Here is a 17,513-nt window from a genome sequence, read left to right on the forward strand (position 1 = left end):
GCGGCTTTGTCGCAGCCGCCCAAATGGTGAATTTACCCGCACCCCAAATGCAAAACGCCCCCGAAACCGGAGGCGTGTTACCTGTTGAGCGACAAAGCTTGGATCAGTTGATCAGAGTCGGCTTGGTCACATTGCTTTGCGGCAAGACGCCCAGTCGGCGCGCCACTTCGGAATAAGCATCTGTCAGGCTGCCCAGATCACGGCGGAATACGTCCTTGTCCAGCTTCTGGCCCGTTTCGATATCCCACAGCCGGCAGCTGTCGGGGCTGATCTCATCGGCGACGATCAGGCGTTGATAATCGCCTTCGAACACGCGCCCGATCTCGATCTTGAAATCCACCAGACGGATACCGACAGCGAGCATTATGCCGCTCATGAAATCATTCACGCGTAGCGCAAGGCTGAGGATGTCATCCATGTCCTGCTGGCTGGCCCAGCCAAAAGCCGCGATATGTTCTTCGGTGACCAAAGGATCGCCCAAGGCGTCATCCTTATAGCAATATTCAACGATCGGGCGCGGCAGTTGCGTGCCCTCGGCAATCCCCAGACGTTTCGACATCGACCCGGCGGCATAGTTGCGCACGATCACCTCAAGCGGCACGATCTCGCAATTGCGTACCAACTGCTCACGCATGTTCAGGCGGCGGATAAAGTGGTTCGGAACGCCGATCTGCGTAAGACCTGACATGAAAAACTCGCTCAGACGGTTGTTCAAAACGCCCTTGCCGTCGATCACATCTTTCTTTTCCGCGTTGAACGCGGTGGCATCGTCTTTGAAATACTGAACGATGGTGCCCGGTTCGGGGCCTTCATACAGAATCTTAGCCTTGCCTTCATAGATCTTTTTGCGACGCGCCATGAGCGACCTTTCCGAAACAGAGCATGGGAATGAGTCCCTTTGCCTTGCCGCTCTCATAGTGCAACCCTTGCGAACCCGCAAGTTCACCACCTCGGGCCGTTTTGACACAGCGCAAATACCTTGCACTGGCGCTGTCGTATGCTCATATCGTCAGTAACGAAGATGTAACCCAAGAGGTCCCTATTCCATGTCCACGTTTGACGACCGCGAAAATGCGTTTGAAGCCAAATTCGCCCATGATGAAGAGATGCAGTTCAAGGCGCAGGCCCGCTGCAACAAGCTTCTGGGCCTTTGGGCGGCCGAAAAAATGGGAAAATCCGGCGATAGCGCTGAAGAATACGCAAAGTCTGTGGTGATCGCAGATTTTGAAGAGGCAGGCCACGAAGACGTTGTGCGCAAGGTTGCCGGTGATCTTGGACATCTGTCGTCAGCAGATGAAATCCGCGCCAAGATGGCCGAACTTTTGCCCCAGGCTAAAGCCCAGGTCCTGAGCGAAGCTGGATGAACCTGACGCAAAACTCATGATCATCATGAGTTTTATGAATTTGATTTGACGCCCCTGTCGTGAGACACGGGGCGTCTCTTTGTTTTAGCCCCTGTCAGGACATCGCAAGATGACAAACGCGCTGAGTGCCTTTCTTGAAACATCCGACATCATCCTGGCGGACGGTGCCACCGGAACAAATCTGTTCAATATGGGTCTGCAATCCGGGGATGCTCCGGAATTGTGGAATGTAGAGGCCCCGGAAAAGATCAAGGTGCTCTATCAAGGCTCGGTCGATGCGGGCAGCGATCTGTTTCTGACCAATACCTTTGGCGGCACTTCTGCGCGTCTGAAACTGCATGACGCCCAGAATCGTGTGGCCGAGTTGAACCGCATCGGGGCCGAGCTTGGCCGTGAGGTGGCAGATGCAGCAGGTCGCCCCATTATCGTTGCGGGTTCGGTCGGGCCGACGGGTGAGATTATGGAGCCGGTGGGAGCGCTGTCTCATGCAGACGCAGTTGAGATGTTCCATGAGCAGGCCGAAGCGCTGAAAGACGGTGGTGCGGATGTGCTGTGGCTTGAGACCATCAGCGCGCCCGAAGAATTCCGCGCCGCGGCCGAGGCCTTTGCCCTGGCCAACATGCCCTGGTGTGGCACCATGAGCTTTGACACAGCGGGCCGTACCATGATGGGCGTTACCTCGGCGGATCTGGCGCAGCTGGTCGAGACCCTGCCAAATCCACCCATCGCGTTTGGCGCGAATTGCGGCACCGGCGCGTCCGACATTTTGCGCACTGTTTTGGGCTTTGCGGCACAAGGCACTGAACGCCCGCTGATCTCAAAAGGTAACGCCGGTATTCCGAAATATGTGGACGGCCATATCCATTATGACGGTACACCCGAGTTGATGGGCCAATACGCGGCCATGGCGCGGGATGCAGGGGCGACGATCATTGGCGGGTGCTGCGGTACCATGCCCGACCACCTGCGCAAGATGCGCGCCGCGTTGGACGAAACACCACGTGGTGAGCGCCCAAGTCTGACCGAGATCACCTCCGCGCTGGGTCCGTTCACATCAGCCTCAGACGGTACCGGGGACGATGCGGTGCCTGAACGACGCACCCGCCGCCGCCGTCGCGCCTGACGTTTCACCGCCCTTCGAAATTCGGAGGGCGTTTTTCCAGGAAAGCCACCACACCTTCGGAAAAGTCCCGTGTGCGCCCGCACTCGCCTTGCAAGCTGGCCTCGATGGTCAGCTGTTCGGCCAACGACTTGTCATATGATCCGCGCAACGCCTTTTTGATTGCTCCGAAACCCGCTGTAGGACCATTGGCCAGATAGCTGGCGCGCTTGCGCCAGTGCTGATCGAATGTGTCATCTGACACCGCTTCCCAGATCAGGCCCCAATCATCCGCTTGTCTGGCGCTGATCTTCTCGGCGAACAAAGCAGCCCCCATGGCTTTGGCAAAGCCCATAAGGCGCGGCATGAACCAGGTGCCGCCCGCATCAGGCAACAGCCCGATCCGTGCGAAAGCCTGCAGGAAATAGGCGCTCTCGGTCGCAATCACCACATCCGCGCACAGCGCAAGATTGGCCCCTGCCCCAGCTGCGGCACCGTTTACGGCTGCGATGGTGGGCACCGGGCAGTCATAGATCGACTGCAGCATCGGCTCATATTCATCGCGCAGCGCCCGTTCCAGATCGATCCGACCCGTGCTGGAGGCGTCGCCCAGATCCTGACCCGAGCAGAAGGCACCGCCCGCCCCTGTCAGCACGATGGCGCGCGCATGGCGAGCGGCATGTTTCATCGCATGGGTGATCTCGGCCCGCATATTGGTGGTCAATGCGTTCATCTTGTCTGGCCGGTTCAGAGTCAGAACGGCCAGACCGTCGGTAATGTCCAAAAGAACGTCTTGATATTCCATAGGCTTCCTCACCAGCGCGAAATCTTTTGCGGACCCTGACGCAATTCCGCGGGAAGGAAAAGCAGAACGGCGCGTCAGTCTTCTAGAATTTCCTTGAGCCGCGCTTGTTCTTCGGCGCTCAGGCTGTCTGCAGGCGCTGCGGCTTCAAGGGCCGCGCGTCGACGCAAAAAGCTCCAGCCGACAGCCATAGCGATCAGCGCCATGATGGGTCCGGCAAGCCACAACAGCAGGTTGGCACCGGTCACGGTCGGTTTCAGCAACACATATTCGCCATAGCGGTCAACGATGAAATCCACAGCCTCTTCATCGCTATCACCCGCTACAAGCCGTTCGCGTACCAGCAGGCGCAGGTCGCGGGCTAGGTCTGCGTTGCTTTCATCAATGCTTTCATTCCGGCAAACCAGACACCGCAGGCCGGTGCTAATATCGCGTGCGCGCTGTTCGAGGGCCGGATCCTCCAGAACCTCATCAGGTTGCACCGCCCAAACAGGGGCTGCGACCAGCAAAAAGATCAGAACCAGGTGCTTCATTCCGCGGGCACTCCGGCTTTCGGTGTTTTGCGTGCGCCCGCTGCAACGCGGAACCGGCGGTCCGACAGGCTGAGCAACCCGCCCAGAGCCATCAGGACACACCCGCCCCAGATCCAGTTGGCCAATGGCTTGATATAGGTACGCACCACCCATCCGCCATTGGCCTGCTGATCCCCGATCACCACATAGACATCACGCATCAGGCGATAGTCGATGGCGGCCTCTGTCGTGGGCATCTGCGCCACCGGGTAATCGCGTTTTTCCGGGTGCAACAACGCCACGTGGCTTCCCTGCTTTTCAACCAGGATGTCTGCGGTGGTCGAAAAATAGTTCGGCCCCTGCACGCGGCGCACATCCTGCAATGTCAGGGTAAAGTCACCGACCTCAAACGGTTCGCCGGGTTGGGCCACTCGGATGTCTTCGACCTCCCACGCGGTCAGACCGGCCACAGCAAACATGGTGATGCCCAATCCGGCATGCGCCACGGCCTTGCCCCAATCGGCCCCCGGCAGCCGGAAAAGGCGCGCGAGGCTGCCAGTACGGCCTGTACGGCTCCAAAGATCGACGGCCGCGCCGAAGGTGATCCAGGCGCCCAGAAACAGGCCAATCGGCCCCAGCGCGCTGCGCCCCGTCTGCATCACCCAGACCAGCAGAGCCAGCGCGACAGCCAGCACAAACGCATAACGCATCGACCACACCGCGCGCCCAAGTTTGCCGCGTTTCCAAGGCAGTGCCGATCCAATCGGCAGCGCAAGCCCCAATGCAATCATGAACGGGGTAAAGGCGGCATCGAAAAACGGCGGGCCGACCGACAGTTTCCGGTCAAAGGCCATCTCGGCCACCATCGGCCACATGGTGCCAAAGAACACAACAAAACAACTGACCGCCAACAGGATGTTGTTCAGAACCAACGCGCTTTCACGGCTGACGATTCCGAACACACCCTTGGCCTCCATCGCCTGAGCGCGGGCAGCAAACAGGGTCAGAGCGCCGCCCATGAAAAAGATCAGAATCATCAGAATAAAGACGCCACGTTCTGGGTCATTGGCAAAGGCATGAACCGAGGTCAAAAGGCCTGACCGCACGATGAATGTCCCGATCAGGGAAAACCCGAAAGCAATGATGGCCAGCAGGATGGTCCAGCTTTTCAACGCCTCACGCTTTTCCACCACAATCGCCGAATGCAACAGCGCAGCCGCCAACAGCCATGGCATGAACGAGGCATTCTCTACCGGGTCCCAGAACCAGAACCCACCCCAGCCCAGCTCGTAATAGGCCCACCACGACCCAAGCGCGATGCCAATGGTCAGGAATATCCAGGCGGCCAGCGTCCAAGGGCGCACCCAACGGCCCCAGGCCGCATCCACGCGCCCTTCGATCAGGGCGGCGACCGCAAAGCTGAAGGCCATGCTCAGCCCCACATACCCCAGATAGAGGAACGGCGGGTGAAAGGCCAAACCGGGGTCTTGCAGCAAGGGGTTCAGATCCCGCCCGTCAAAAGGTGCCACCGCCAGACGGTCGAACGGGTTCGAGGTGAAAAGGATGAAGGCAAAGAAAGCCACGCCAATCGCCGCCTGCACCGCCAAAACACGCGCTTTCAGGGTTGGGGGCAAACCGCTGCCAAACATTGCGGCCATGGCCCCGAACAGGGCCACAATCAGCACCCAAAGCAGCATCGATCCTTCGTGATTGCCCCAGGTTCCGCTGATCTTGTAGAGCATCGGCTTGGCCGAATGGCTGTTTTCCACCACGATACGCAGTGAAAAGTCCGAGGTGGTAAAGGCCCAGACCAGCGCGGCAAAGGAAAAGCCGGTCAGCAGAAACTGCGCAATCGCCGCAGGCTCGGCGAAGGCCATCCAACCAGCCCAACGTTTTGATGCCCCGATCAGAGGCACCACGCTTTGCACGATGGCGACAAGAAAGGCGAGGATCAGTGCGAAATGGCCAAGCTCGGTAATCATGCCCGTTGTTATAGGGCGAACGCCCCCGGCGCGCCATTCACTTTCAATCCAGACGTCGCGCACAAAGTGTCGCGGTTCAGGGCGTTCTTAGACGCCGCCAGTCCTCTAGCGCCTTGTTTTCATCCGGGTCAGATACATGCTGCATCAATTCCGCATCCGACCCCGGATCTGCCGCGCCGGGGGTGTTGCTGCGCATCTGATCCAGCCGTTGCAGGTTCGACAGCACGGTGGGCACACGCATCATCGTGGCGCTGATCTCACGTTGCAGGTCCTGCACCTTGGCCTGATGCCGCGCCCCGAAATAGAACGAGACAACAACGCCCAGCAGCCACCATAGTGGTTCGGGCACAAGCGCAATGCCCTGCATCCGCGCGGCAAACCAGATCGGATCGATCATGGCGGCGGCAAACAACGCCAGGGTCCCAAGCGCCAGCGCCGGCCGTGGCAGACGGTTGAGCCCGTCCATGAACCGGTCAAACGCGCCTTTCTGAGGGTTTTGGAACTCGGCCCCGAATTGACCCATGGCCTGCCCGCGCAAGGTGACACCGCGCTTGGCACTTTCTTCTGCGTTTTCGCGAAAGATTTCAGTCGTTTCGCGGATCACGTTGCGCTCATTCCCAAACAGAAACCCCAAAATGTTCGAAATCAATCCCATGCTGCCACCCTTTTCTGAAACTCTACCCGGCTCAGATGATAAGTGGGCGACAGGAACTCCTCGGCCCGCTTAATCCAGCCACCTTTGTCCCCGGCACGGGTGCGCGCGAATTTCCGAAGGCTCGCCCGGCGGTCTGCCAATCGGAAGTAATAATTCCGCCGCGCCACCCCATAGGCATCGCGCAGCGCCAAAGGATCAGGATTGGCTGCCTGCTTGGCCGCCTTCCCTGTCTGTGGCCCCATGACGCCATCAACGACCACATCGAACCCCATCTGGCGCAGCAGGCTTTGCAACAAGCGAACGGCCTGCCCACCTGCGTTCACATACATGTCGAACACCGAAGGTTGCAGGTGTTCAGGCACCAAGGCCAATCTGGGCTTTTCGAAAAAATGGCGTATGAATATATCCACCGCCTGCGCGCGGCTCAGCATTTGCACGTCATCGCGCGACACCGCGCCGTCCCCGTTCAAATCCAATCCAAGCCGTCGCATCGTATGGATGGTCACACCGTATTTTGTTGCGCCACCCGGATCGTCAGGGTCGTCCACGAACCCGCCCTCGCGATGCACTATGTCTTGCGCAATTCGTCGAACTGTCTGCATGATGCCTCCGCCCTTTGCGATACGGGCAGACTGGGCGAAGCGCATTAACAGGCTGTAAGACAAAAGGGCGCTGCGAACCGCGATCCGCAACGCCCTTTTCAAAATCAACCGGGTATTACCCGTCGGTCGCTTCTTTGTAGACGCCCTGTTCCTTCAACGCGTCCACGACCTCTTTCGGCATGTAGGTTTCGTCATGTTTGGCCAGAATTTCAGTGGCTTCGAAGACGCCATTGATGTAGCTGCCCGTGCCGACCATGCCCTGATTTTCAGAAAACAGATCCGGCAGAACGCCAGTGAAAGACACCGGTACGCTCTCGCCCCCATCGGTCACCACAAAGCGCACGGTTTCACCCTGCCCGCGCACGATCGAGCCTTCTTCGACCAGTCCACCGATCCGAAACACCTCGCTGGGTTGCGGCGGTTCGGCGATGACCTGACTGGGTGAGCGAAAGAAATTGATCCCGTCGCGCATTGCATAACCAATCAACACGGTCGCCAACACCAGCGCGGCTGTGGCCAGCAATACGACTTGGACGCGACGACGTTTCTTGAGCGTTTTCATGTCATCCTCATGGGAATAACGGGGCCATCATCAGACCGGTGGTTTCGACCTCACCTAACATCAGGTTGGCGTTCTGCAAGGCTTGGCCGCTGCTACCTTTTGTCAGGTTATCCAAGGCACCCACCACGATGGCCCGCCGCTCGACCCGGTCCGCGACAACACCGATATGGCAGAAGTTCGAGCCTCTCACGTGATGGGTCGAGGGTGTTTCGCCGAATTGCAGTACTTGAATGAACGGCTCAGCCTCATAGGCGGATTTCAGTGTTTCATAAACACTTTGCGGGTCACCCTTCACGTAAGTCGTGGCCAAAATCCCCCGGTTTGCGGGCAGCAAATGCGGGGTGAACTGCACATGAACCGGGCGTCCTGCGATCTTGGAAAACTCCTGATCGAACTCGCCCAGATGCCGGTGCGTGCCGCCAACCGCATAGGCGTGATAGCCCTCGCTCAGTTCCGCATGCAGCAGGTTTTCCTTCAACGACCGACCAGCGCCCGAAACGGCGCATTTGAGGTCCAGAATGATGTCATCCAGATCAATGACGCCAGCGGACACCAGAGGCCGCAAAACGAACTGACCCGTTGCCGCGTTGCAGCCTGTGCCAGCTACAAGCCGGGCGGTGCGGATCTGATCCCGATAGAACTCGGTCAGGCCGTAAACAGCCTCTGACTGCTGCTCAAGCGCGCTGTGCGGGTTGCCGTACCACTTTTCATAGGCCTCGGCGTCCTCAAGCCGGAAATCGGCAGACAAATCAACGATCTTGAGGTCTTTTGGCAGCGCGCGGATCACGTCCTGGCTGGTTTTATGGGGCAGCGCGCAGAAACACAGATCGATCTGCGAAAAGTCGATTTCCGAGATTTTGCACAAATCCGGCAGGTCCATATGGCGCAGATGCGGAAAGACCTGTGCCATCGAAAGCCCTGCCTTACGCTCGGCAGCCAAGGCAACGATGTCCATGTTCGGGTGCTCGGCAATCAGCCGCACCAGTTCGGCGCCGGTATATCCCGAAGCGCCCAGAATTGCGATTTTGTGGGTCATGTCAGACCTCTTTCATCTTGATGTCACATGTCACGACCGCCGATGCGACGGTCATTGGTCTAAGGGTCAGGAGTTGCGCCGTCCTTGATACAGGTCAGGCGGCTTCAAACTTGATTTGTCGTCGGAGGAACTGCGTGGCGCGGTCGCTGACCACATCGGGCTTTCCCGTCGTCAGAAACCCGCCCGGACCGTCGCCCAACATGTTGGGATGACGCTGCAAATAGTCGCCCAGACTGTCCGCCACCAGCGTTCCCTGACTGTACACCTGAACATCCGGTCCCAATGCCTTCTGGAACGCCTCAGCCATCAGGGGATAGTGCGTACAGCCCAGAATGGCCGCCTGAGGCGACGGCATTTTGCGTTTCAGCGCGTCCACATGACTGCGCACCAGGGCTTCGGCCAGGATCATGTCACCGTCTTCGATGGCATCGACCACGCCCCCGCAGGCCTGCGCTTCGACATCGACACCAATGGCCCGGAACGCCAATTCGCGTTGAAAAGCACGGCTGGAAACCGTGGCCGGGGTGGCAAACAAGGCCACATGCTGAACTTTGACCTCGCGCGGGGGAGAGTTGTCGCCCCATTGGCGTTCGGTCAAAGCCTCGATCAGAGGCACGAAAACTCCAAGCACGCGCTTGCCTTCGGGCACGCCTTCTTCCTGCATCCGCCGCAACGCCGCTGCGCTGGCAGTGTTGCAGGCCAGAATGACCAGATTGCATCCGCGCTCCCACAGGTCATGAACCGCGCGGCGCGTCAGTTGATAGATATCTTCCGCGTCGCGCACACCATAAGGCGCGTGCGAACTGTCGGCGTAATACAGGAAATCCACGTCGGGCAGCCGTTGCTGCGCGGCGTTCAGAACGGTCAGTCCGCCCAAACCGGAATCAAAGATACCTACTGCCATGTCTTAACTCAGGCGCGATGCCGTTCCTCGAATTCATAGCCATAGTCATACGACTTCAATGGCGTCGGAGACAGCTCATACGTGGCTTTGCGCAGGAAATCCATCATCTTGCGCGTGTCTTTGCCCAATGGGTCCAAAACATCACGACCAATTGGCTCACCGATCACCACCTTGACCGGAGTATCGACGCGCTTTTTGAACTCTTTGATCAACAATCCCATCCGCAGCGTGCTGTGCAGATGGCTGGCGATCTGGAACAGGCGCGAGGTGTGGCCGTCAAAGAAAACAGGCACAACGGTCGCGTCAGATTTGGCCACCATCCGCGCGGTGAACCCGCGCCATCCCGGGTCCATCGGGTGCGAAAACGGCTTTAACCCAGTGCTGACCGTGCCACCCGGAAAAATCCCAATGGCACCCCCCGCATCCAGGTAGTTCAGCGCGGTTTTACGTGTTTCGAGGTTCAGCTTCATCGCCTCTTTCGTCTCGTCAAACGAGATTGGTAGGATGATGCGATTCAGATCTTCGGCCTTGCGAAAGACCCGATTGGCGAGGATTCGAAAATCCCCTCGGGTTTGGGACAAGATATGTCCCATCATCAACCCGTCGAGAATGCCATAGGGATGGTTTGCGATCAGGATCAGCGGGCCGTCCTTGGGAATGTTTGACAGCGCGCCACCAACGATGTCCAAACTCAGCCCATATCGGTCGACCATCACCTGCCAGAAGTCCCGGCCAGACGCGACTTCTCGATCATATCCATCCGCGCGTTTGATCAGACGCAAACGTCCAGTGGTGTTCTCGATCAGTTTGATCACCATCCGCCCACCCTTGGTTTCGGCGGAATAGGCATAGGAAATGTCACGAACAACATGACGCGAGCGCATTGTGGTCTCCGGTTTGCGGCCTGCTTGTTATTTTATGTGACAGATTTGCCCAAGTAACGTGACAAGGGCGTGAAGCTTCACTCTGCCGCAGTCTTTAACTCAGGACCGCCCGACCGGATCAGCGCCAACAATTCTTCCCTTCGCTTTGCTGCTTTGGCCTCATTGGCCGCAAGGACCGGGCCAAACCCGCGGATCTCAAGGGGCAGCTTTGCCAGTGCCTCAATCGCGTCGCGTGTTTCAGAAGACAGTTTGGGCAGAACCTCCTTCATGTCCTTTTCGTACTGTTTGATCAGCGCCCGTTCCATCCGGCGCTCGGCAGTACGGCCAAACGGGTCCAGCGGCGTGCCGCGCAGGGATTTCAAACGCGCCAGCAGCTTGAACAGCCTCATATACCCTTCACCAAATGCCTTTTTGACAGGACGCCCGTCAGAACCGGCCTTGGACAGAACCGGCGGTGCCAAGTGGAAGGTCATTTTGAAATCGCCATCAAACTCGGCCTTTGCCTTTTCTCGGCTGTCCAGCAAAAGACGCGCGACCTCGAATTCGTCCTTGTAGGACAGCAGCTTGTGATAACCTTTGGCGACAGCCTCTTTGACAGCCTCATCTTCGATTGAATTGACCAGTTTGGTGTATTTCCTGGCCAATCGGGCGCTTTGATACTGTGTCAGGTGATCGGCACGGAATGCGATCAATTGATCCAGCGTCTTGGGCAGGGATGTTACGTTCGGTGCAAGGATCTTTGCGACCTCTTCGGGATGCAAGACAGCCCAGCGGCCAACGGCAAAGGCGCGTTTGTTGCGCTCGACCGCTGTGCCGTTCAGGTCAATGGCCTGTTCGATTGCGTCCCAGGACAGCGGAATCAGACCACGCTGCCAAGCCGCGCCAAACACCATCATGTTGGAATAGATCGAATCCCCCATAACCGCGCGCGCGAGATCCGAAGCATCAAAGAGATCCACATTATCCTTCAGACGCGCCTTGAGCGCCAGCTCCAACCGGTCGCTTGGGATCTGGAATTCGGTATTGCGGGTGAAATCTCCGGTCACGATCTCATGGCTGTTAACCACCGCGCCGGTCTGGCCCTGACGGGTCAGCCCCAAGGTCTTGGCCCCCGCAGATACGACCAGATCGCCCCCGATCAAAGCATGTGCCTCGCCCGTTGCCACGCGAATGGCGCTGATGTCTTCGGGGCGCTCTGCCAGGCGGCAATGAATGTGAACAGCCCCGCCCTTTTGGGCCAGCCCCGCCATTTCCATCATCCCGGCGCCCTTGCCGTCGATTTGCGCGGCTTGCGCCAGAAGCGCACCGATGGTGACAACGCCTGTGCCGCCAACGCCTGTGATTACAATGTTATGGGTTCCCTTGATGTCTGGCAGTTCTGGCTCGGGCAGATCGGGCAGATCAATTTCAGTGGTTGCCTCTTTGCGGATTGTCGCGCCTTCCAACGTTACAAAAGACGGGCAAAACCCTTTGAGGCAAGAGAAATCCTTGTTGCAACTGGATTGGTCGACGGCACGTTTGCGCCCAAGCTCGGTCTCTTTCGGCACGATGGACACACAGTTCGACTGCACTCCGCAATCGCCGCATCCTTCGCAAATGTCGGTATTGATGAACACACGCTTGTCAGGGTCCGGGAAGGTGCCCCGCTTGCGCCGCCGGCGTTTCTCTGCAGCGCAAGTCTGCACATAGACGATGACCGAAACACCCTCAATGGCACGGAACTTTTCCTGAACCTGCATTAGTTCGGCCCGTTCATGCGTCTCGACATCCGAAGGCAAGGCCTTGAGGTTCACATCTTCCTTTTCGTCATAAACCAGCGCCACAGTCTTGACGCCCATAGCGCGCACTTCGTCCACGATCCGTTCCGCAGTCAGACCCCCTTCGTTGCCCTGCCCGCCCGTCATGGCAACCGCGTCGTTGAACAGGATCTTGAAGGTGATGTTGGTGTCGTTGGCCAAAGCGGCCCGGATCGCCTGAACGCCCGAATGGTTATAGGTGCCGTCGCCCAGGTTCTGGAACACATGCTCTGTGGTGGAAAACGGCGCTTCACCGATCCAGTTCGCACCTTCGCCGCCCATCTGGGTGAACCCCGTCGTCTCGCGATCCATCCACTGCACCATGTAATGGCATCCGATCCCGGCATAGGCCCGGCTGCCTTCGGGCAGTTTGGTCGAGCTGTTATGCGGGCAGCCCGAGCAGAAATAGGGCACACGTTCGGCTATGTTCTGAGCATTATCGGCGCGACGCGCCTCGGTCAGCTTGCTGAGACCTGCACGGATACCGTCCGTTTCGCGGCCTTCTTCGATCAGGATATCACCCAGTTTTTCGGCGATCATGATCGGATCAAGCGCGCCGCGCGTCGGGAACAGTTCTTCCCGGTGCAGCGCCCCGGCCCCGCCTTTGTACCAGCCGTAAACGCGCCGCCCGCGCCGGTCGTCAAAGATAGCCTCTTTGACCTGCACTTCGATCAGCTTGCGCTTTTCTTCGATGATAACGATCAGGTCCAGACCTTCGGCCCAATCGTGAAACCCTTTCATATCTAACGGGAACGTCTGGCCGATTTTATAGGTTGTGATCCCCAGGCGCTCGGCCTCGGCCTCATCAATGTTGAGTAAAGACAAAGCGTGCGTCAGGTCCAGCCAGTTCTTGCCTGCAGCCACCAGCCCGATCTTGGCCCCCGCTTTGCCCCAGACGCGTTTGTCCATCCGGTTTGCGTGCGAGAAGGTTTCCGCCGCAAAGCGCTTGTAGTCGATCATCCGCGCTTCTTGCAGGTGGGGCGTATCGCCCAAGCGAATGTTCAAGCCTCCTTCGGGCATATCAAATTCAGGGATCACCACTGAGGCCCTGTCTGGTCTGCCATCGACGACCGAGGTGACCTCGATCGTGTCTTTCATTGTCTTGAGCCCAACCCAGACACCGGCAAAGCGGCTGAGAGCAAAGCCGTAAATGCCATAATCCAGGATCTCTTGTACACCGGCGGGGCTGACCACCGGCATATACATGTCGACCATCGACCATTCCGACTGGTGCAACACGGTCGAGCTTTCGCCCGTATGGTCATCGCCCATGGCCATCAGGACACCGCCCAAAGCGGCCGTTCCTGCCATGTTGGCGTGGCGCATCACATCACCTGATCGGTCAACGCCGGGGCCTTTGCCATACCAAAGCCCAAAGACGCCGTCGTATTTGCCATCCCCGCGCAAACCGGCCTGTTGACTGCCCCACAGTGCCGTGGCGGCCAGATCTTCATTCAACCCGTATTGAAAGGTGACGTCGTTTTCCAGCAGTTGCCTCTGCGCCCGGTTCATCTGCTGATCAACCGCGCCCAAGGGTGAACCTCGGTATCCGGTGACCAGTCCGGCGGTGTTCAGCCCTGCTGCGCGGTCCCGCTCTTTCTGCATCAGCATCAGACGTACAAGCGCTTGTGTGCCGTTTAAAAGAATCGGACTTTTGCTTAGATCGAACCGGTCATTCAGCGATACTTTTGGCTGACTCATTCAGACGTCTCCCCTCGTCGGAAAATACTGCCACATTGTTCATCTATTTTAGGTCATATATTCTGACCTGTATAGGGAATTTCCGCTCGCACGTTTCCGATTCCGGGTTTGCGTGTGGAATTTGTTACCTGTTTCATATAGGTCGGCCAAAGAATAACGAAAGTTGCAAAGATGGATTGGGACAAGCTTAGAATATTTCACGCGGTCGCGGATGCGGGCAGCCTTACGCATGCGGGTGACAAGCTCAATTTGTCTCAATCCGCCGTGAGTCGTCAGATCCGAGCGCTGGAAGAATCGCTGGATGTGACCCTGTTTCACCGTCATGCACGAGGTCTGATTCTCACCGAACAAGGCGAGCTTTTGTTTGATGCAACCACGGCCATGTCCAAACGGTTGGACACAGCCGCCGCGCGCATCCGTGACAGCGAAGACGAGGTCTTTGGCGTTCTGCGCGTCACCACTACCTTTGGCTTCGGTACCCTGTGGTTGGCCCCGCGCCTGCCCAAGCTTTACGAGCAATATCCCGACCTGAATATCGACCTGATGCTGGAAGAACGGGTGCTGGATCTGCCCATGCGTGAGGCTGACGTTGCCATCCGTATGAAAGAACCCAGCCAGGCCGATCTGGTGCGCAAACGCCTGATGACCGTTCAGATGTTGCTTTATGCCACCCGCAGCTACCTTGATGCGCATCCCGAGCCTTTGGAAAGCCTCGAGGACATCTCGAAACACCGTCTGATCTGTCAAACGCCGTCTGCCCCGCAGGTCGGGGCCAGCGCCACTTTGGTGCGCCACCTAATGACCTATAACCCCGGGTCGTTGCTGACAGTAAACAACTATTTTGGTGTTCTGCAGGGTGTTCTGCACGATCTGGGCATTGGCGTTCTTCCTGACTATGTAACCGAGGATTTCCCCGATCTTGTGCCGGTTCTGCCCGATATCGACAGCACCGACGTGCCGGTCTATCTCGCCTACCCCGAGGAACTGCGCCATTCCAAACGCATCGAAGCCTTCAGGGATTTTGTGCAGGATGAAATTATCGCGCATCGCAAACACCTGAGGCAGTTGGGAAAAATCTAGCTATGCGCTCACGACATAGCGGGCATGTTTTATTAACCAGTAAAATACCTTGATCGTTCACCAAGTGATCCCTAAATGAGCAATCGAAGGCGGTGATGCTGAAACGCTCATCATCTTCATACCTCCCTGTTGGACTACGGCCGAGCTTAGTGCTCGGCCTTTTTTTTGGTTTTTTGGTTTTGCATGAGCCCAGGGCTGTGAAACTGCTGGGAAATTTCAGTTCACATGCCTATGATCCCGAAAAAACAATCAAATTTATTGTGATCGAGGACAACTCAATGCGCCACACCCTTCGCCTTTTGGCGGCACTAATTTCATTGGTGCTGCTGGTCGGACCATTGCAGGCCCAAGTGCCATCAACATCATCAAGCTCTGCCCCGACAACAGTGACCATCCCCGAGGACCTGACACCCGAACAGGTCGATGATCTTGTCGCGCGCATGTCGGATGATCAGGTACGCTCGATCCTTTTAGAGCGCTTGGATGCGGTAGCCGAGAAAAACGCGGCGGAAGCTGAAGATCGCGAAGATCCCATCACCGAGATCAATGAGATCTGGGCCGAGATGGTCGCCTCCTGGACACATGTCTTTGTCACTATTCCCAACATCTTCAGTGCGCAGGCCGAGGCCGTTAGCAACTTCGTCGGCACGTTTGGAAGCAATGGCGCACTTTTGTTGCTGGGGTTGGTGGCCAGTGTTCTGATGGTTGGGTTCATCGCGGAAAAGCTGTTTGGGCTTTTTACTCGCAAGTGGCACGCGAAGTCAGATGTCGCCGCAGAGAACGATCTGTGGGGTGCCGTCAGATATCTGTTTGTCCGGTTTTGTCACGAGATCGCTGGTCTGGTCGTGTTCTACGTTGTCATACGCGCGGTTGGACGTGGCCTTCTGACACCCGAGCAGATCGTCTATGCTGCTCCGTTTGTGTTCTATCTTATCTGGATTCCGCGTTTGGGTGCAGCAGCGTCGCGCTTTGTGTTGGCCCCTAACAAGCCCGAATACCGTTTGGTGAATATCGACGACCATTGGGCAAAATACCTGCATCGCAACCTGATCGGCCTGCTGATCCTGATCGGCTTCACACTGTTCCTGCTGCATTTCAATCGTTTGAACGGCATCACCGGCGGGGAAACACGCATCGGGTTCTGGCTGAACGCAGGCATTCACATCTATATCGGTCTGATTGCGTGGACCGCACGGGATGGTCTGACCCAGATGATGTTGGGCACAGACCCTGACCACACCAAGTTCGACGAGGAAGTGGCGCGGTATTATCCCTATTTCGCCATTGCAGTGTCCGCAGTGATCTGGCTGTTGGTCGAGTTTCTGGCAGCGCAGCGTGACCCGGTTATTCGTGCAATACTCCTGTCGGGTGCTCATTTCACCACCATGTTCTGGCTGCTGATCGCGCCGGCGCTGGATACACTGATCCGGGGTCTTGTGCGCCACCTGCAGCCACCCATGATGGGTGACGGACCCGTGGCGGAACGCGCCTACCGCTCGACCAAACGCAGCTATATCCGGATTGGCCGCGTTATCGCGGGGATTCTGGTGATCCTGATGATCGCCAAAGCCTGGAACCTGAACCTTCAGGAAATCGCAGGTGGTGGCGCTGAAGAAGGCAGCCGTTTGATCCAGTTCTTCATCATTGCGGCCATTGGCTACATCCTGAACGAACTTGTCTCGCTATGGATCAACCGCCGCTTGGCCAAGGAGCAGACTGCCGCAGAACAGAGCCCGGACGAAGAAGCCGGTGAAGGCGGTGGTTCGGGCGGGTCGCGTCTGGCCACAGTTCTTCCGCTGCTTCGCGTGACCGCGCAGGTGGCGATTGCAGTGATCTTCGCCCTGCTCGCGCTTGGGGCTCTGGGGCTGGACATCACCCCGCTGCTGGCCGGTGCCGGTATCCTGGGTCTGGCCATCGGTTTTGGTGCTCAGAAACTGGTCTCGGATATCGTGGGCGGTATCTTCTTCCTGATCGATGACGCGTTTCGCGTGGGCGAATATGTCGATGTGGGTGGTACTGCGGGTACCGTCGAAAAGATTTCGATCCGGTCGATGCAACTGCGTCACCACCGCGGCCCGGTGCACACGATCCCTTATGGTGAGATCCAGAAGCTGACCAATTTCAGCCGCGACTGGGTGATCATGAAACTCAAGTTCACCGTTCCTTTCGATACCGATCCCAATAAGGTCAAGAAAATCTTTAAGAAGATCGGCGCCGAGATGATGGTGGATGAAACCCACAAAGATGGGTTCCTGCAACCGTTCAAATCTCAGGGCGTCTTTGACTTTGACGATGTTGGCATGATCATCCGCGGTAAGTTCATGGCCAAGCCCGGCAAGCAGTTCACCCTGCGCAAAGAGATCTTCAACCGGGTCAAGGCAGCGTTCAACGAAAACGGTATCGATTTTGCGCGCCGCGAGGTACGCGTTGCGATCCCAGGTCTGGACGAGGCCGAGGCGCTGACGGAAGAACAAAAGGCGGCAGTAGGCGCTGCGGCGGCCGACGCTGCAAACAAGGCGCAGAATCCGGCTTAA

Annotated in this window: 15 protein-coding genes; 4 read left to right on the forward strand and 11 right to left on the reverse strand. The window is 57.6% G+C overall.

The window, feature by feature from the left end:
• Positions 1-103 precede the first annotated feature (103 nt).
• A complete protein-coding gene (purC, locus tag GOW40_RS00885) occupies positions 104-859 on the reverse strand; it encodes a phosphoribosylaminoimidazolesuccinocarboxamide synthase (RefSeq protein WP_171129338.1) in 756 nt (251 codons plus the stop codon).
• Positions 860-1,046: 187 nt separating this feature from the next.
• Between purC and GOW40_RS00890 the strand changes: the two genes are divergently transcribed.
• Entirely contained in the window at positions 1,047-1,364 is a 318-nt protein-coding gene (locus GOW40_RS00890) for a DUF1476 domain-containing protein (RefSeq protein ID WP_171129337.1), read from the forward strand.
• Between the two features lie 109 nt (positions 1,365-1,473).
• Entirely contained in the window at positions 1,474-2,487 is a 1,014-nt protein-coding gene (gene bmt / locus GOW40_RS00895) for a betaine--homocysteine S-methyltransferase (protein WP_171129336.1), read from the forward strand.
• 4 nt (positions 2,488-2,491) lie between these two features.
• On the opposite strand, the gene GOW40_RS00900 is transcribed toward bmt, so the two are convergent.
• From GOW40_RS00900 to GOW40_RS00945, 10 genes are all read right to left on the reverse strand, one after another.
• Positions 2,492-3,268 carry an enoyl-CoA hydratase-related protein gene (locus tag GOW40_RS00900; RefSeq protein WP_171098825.1) on the reverse strand — a complete coding sequence of 259 codons (777 nt, stop codon included), beginning with the start codon at positions 3,266-3,268 and terminating at the stop codon, positions 2,492-2,494.
• Between the two features lie 74 nt (positions 3,269-3,342).
• A complete protein-coding gene (locus GOW40_RS00905; RefSeq protein ID WP_171129335.1) occupies positions 3,343-3,798 on the reverse strand; it encodes a cytochrome c-type biogenesis protein in 456 nt (151 codons plus the stop codon).
• Positions 3,795-5,759: a heme lyase CcmF/NrfE family subunit gene (locus GOW40_RS00910; protein ID WP_171130474.1), complete on the reverse strand. Its 1,965-nt coding sequence runs from the start codon at positions 5,757-5,759 to the stop codon at positions 3,795-3,797. Before GOW40_RS00910 ends, GOW40_RS00905 begins: the two co-directional genes overlap by 4 nt.
• Positions 5,760-5,835: 76 nt before the next feature.
• Positions 5,836-6,414 (reverse strand): holin family protein, encoded by a 579-nt coding sequence (locus GOW40_RS00915; protein WP_171129334.1) that lies wholly within the window; start codon positions 6,412-6,414, stop codon positions 5,836-5,838.
• Positions 6,405-7,016 carry a holin-associated N-acetylmuramidase gene (locus GOW40_RS00920; RefSeq protein WP_171129333.1) on the reverse strand — a complete coding sequence of 204 codons (612 nt, stop codon included), beginning with the start codon at positions 7,014-7,016 and terminating at the stop codon, positions 6,405-6,407. Before GOW40_RS00920 ends, GOW40_RS00915 begins: the two co-directional genes overlap by 10 nt.
• A gap of 115 nt (positions 7,017-7,131) precedes the next feature.
• A complete protein-coding gene (ccmE, locus tag GOW40_RS00925; RefSeq protein WP_171129332.1) occupies positions 7,132-7,578 on the reverse strand; it encodes a cytochrome c maturation protein CcmE in 447 nt (148 codons plus the stop codon).
• Between the two features lie 7 nt (positions 7,579-7,585).
• On the reverse strand, positions 7,586-8,614 hold the full coding sequence (argC, locus tag GOW40_RS00930; RefSeq protein ID WP_171129330.1) for an N-acetyl-gamma-glutamyl-phosphate reductase: 1,029 nt from the start codon (positions 8,612-8,614) through the stop codon (positions 7,586-7,588).
• Positions 8,615-8,708: 94 nt separating this feature from the next.
• The gene (locus GOW40_RS00935; RefSeq protein ID WP_171129328.1) at positions 8,709-9,518 is read right to left on the reverse strand and encodes a glutamate racemase; all 810 of its coding nucleotides are present in this window, start codon (positions 9,516-9,518) and stop codon (positions 8,709-8,711) included.
• 8 nt (positions 9,519-9,526) lie between these two features.
• Entirely contained in the window at positions 9,527-10,402 is an 876-nt protein-coding gene (locus GOW40_RS00940) for a lysophospholipid acyltransferase family protein (protein ID WP_171129326.1), read from the reverse strand.
• A 77-nt stretch (positions 10,403-10,479) separates the two neighbouring features.
• On the reverse strand, positions 10,480-13,899 hold the full coding sequence (locus GOW40_RS00945) for an indolepyruvate ferredoxin oxidoreductase family protein (protein WP_171129324.1): 3,420 nt from the start codon (positions 13,897-13,899) through the stop codon (positions 10,480-10,482).
• A 171-nt stretch (positions 13,900-14,070) separates the two neighbouring features.
• Between GOW40_RS00945 and GOW40_RS00950 the strand changes: the two genes are divergently transcribed.
• Entirely contained in the window at positions 14,071-14,979 is a 909-nt protein-coding gene (locus GOW40_RS00950) for a LysR family transcriptional regulator (RefSeq protein WP_171098807.1), read from the forward strand.
• A 278-nt stretch (positions 14,980-15,257) separates the two neighbouring features.
• Positions 15,258-17,513: a mechanosensitive ion channel family protein gene (locus GOW40_RS00955; protein WP_171129322.1), complete on the forward strand. Its 2,256-nt coding sequence runs from the start codon at positions 15,258-15,260 to the stop codon at positions 17,511-17,513.

The sequence above is a fragment of the Ruegeria sp. HKCCA6707 genome (assembly GCF_013033515.1).
Classification (GTDB): Bacteria; Pseudomonadota; Alphaproteobacteria; order Rhodobacterales; family Rhodobacteraceae; genus Ruegeria.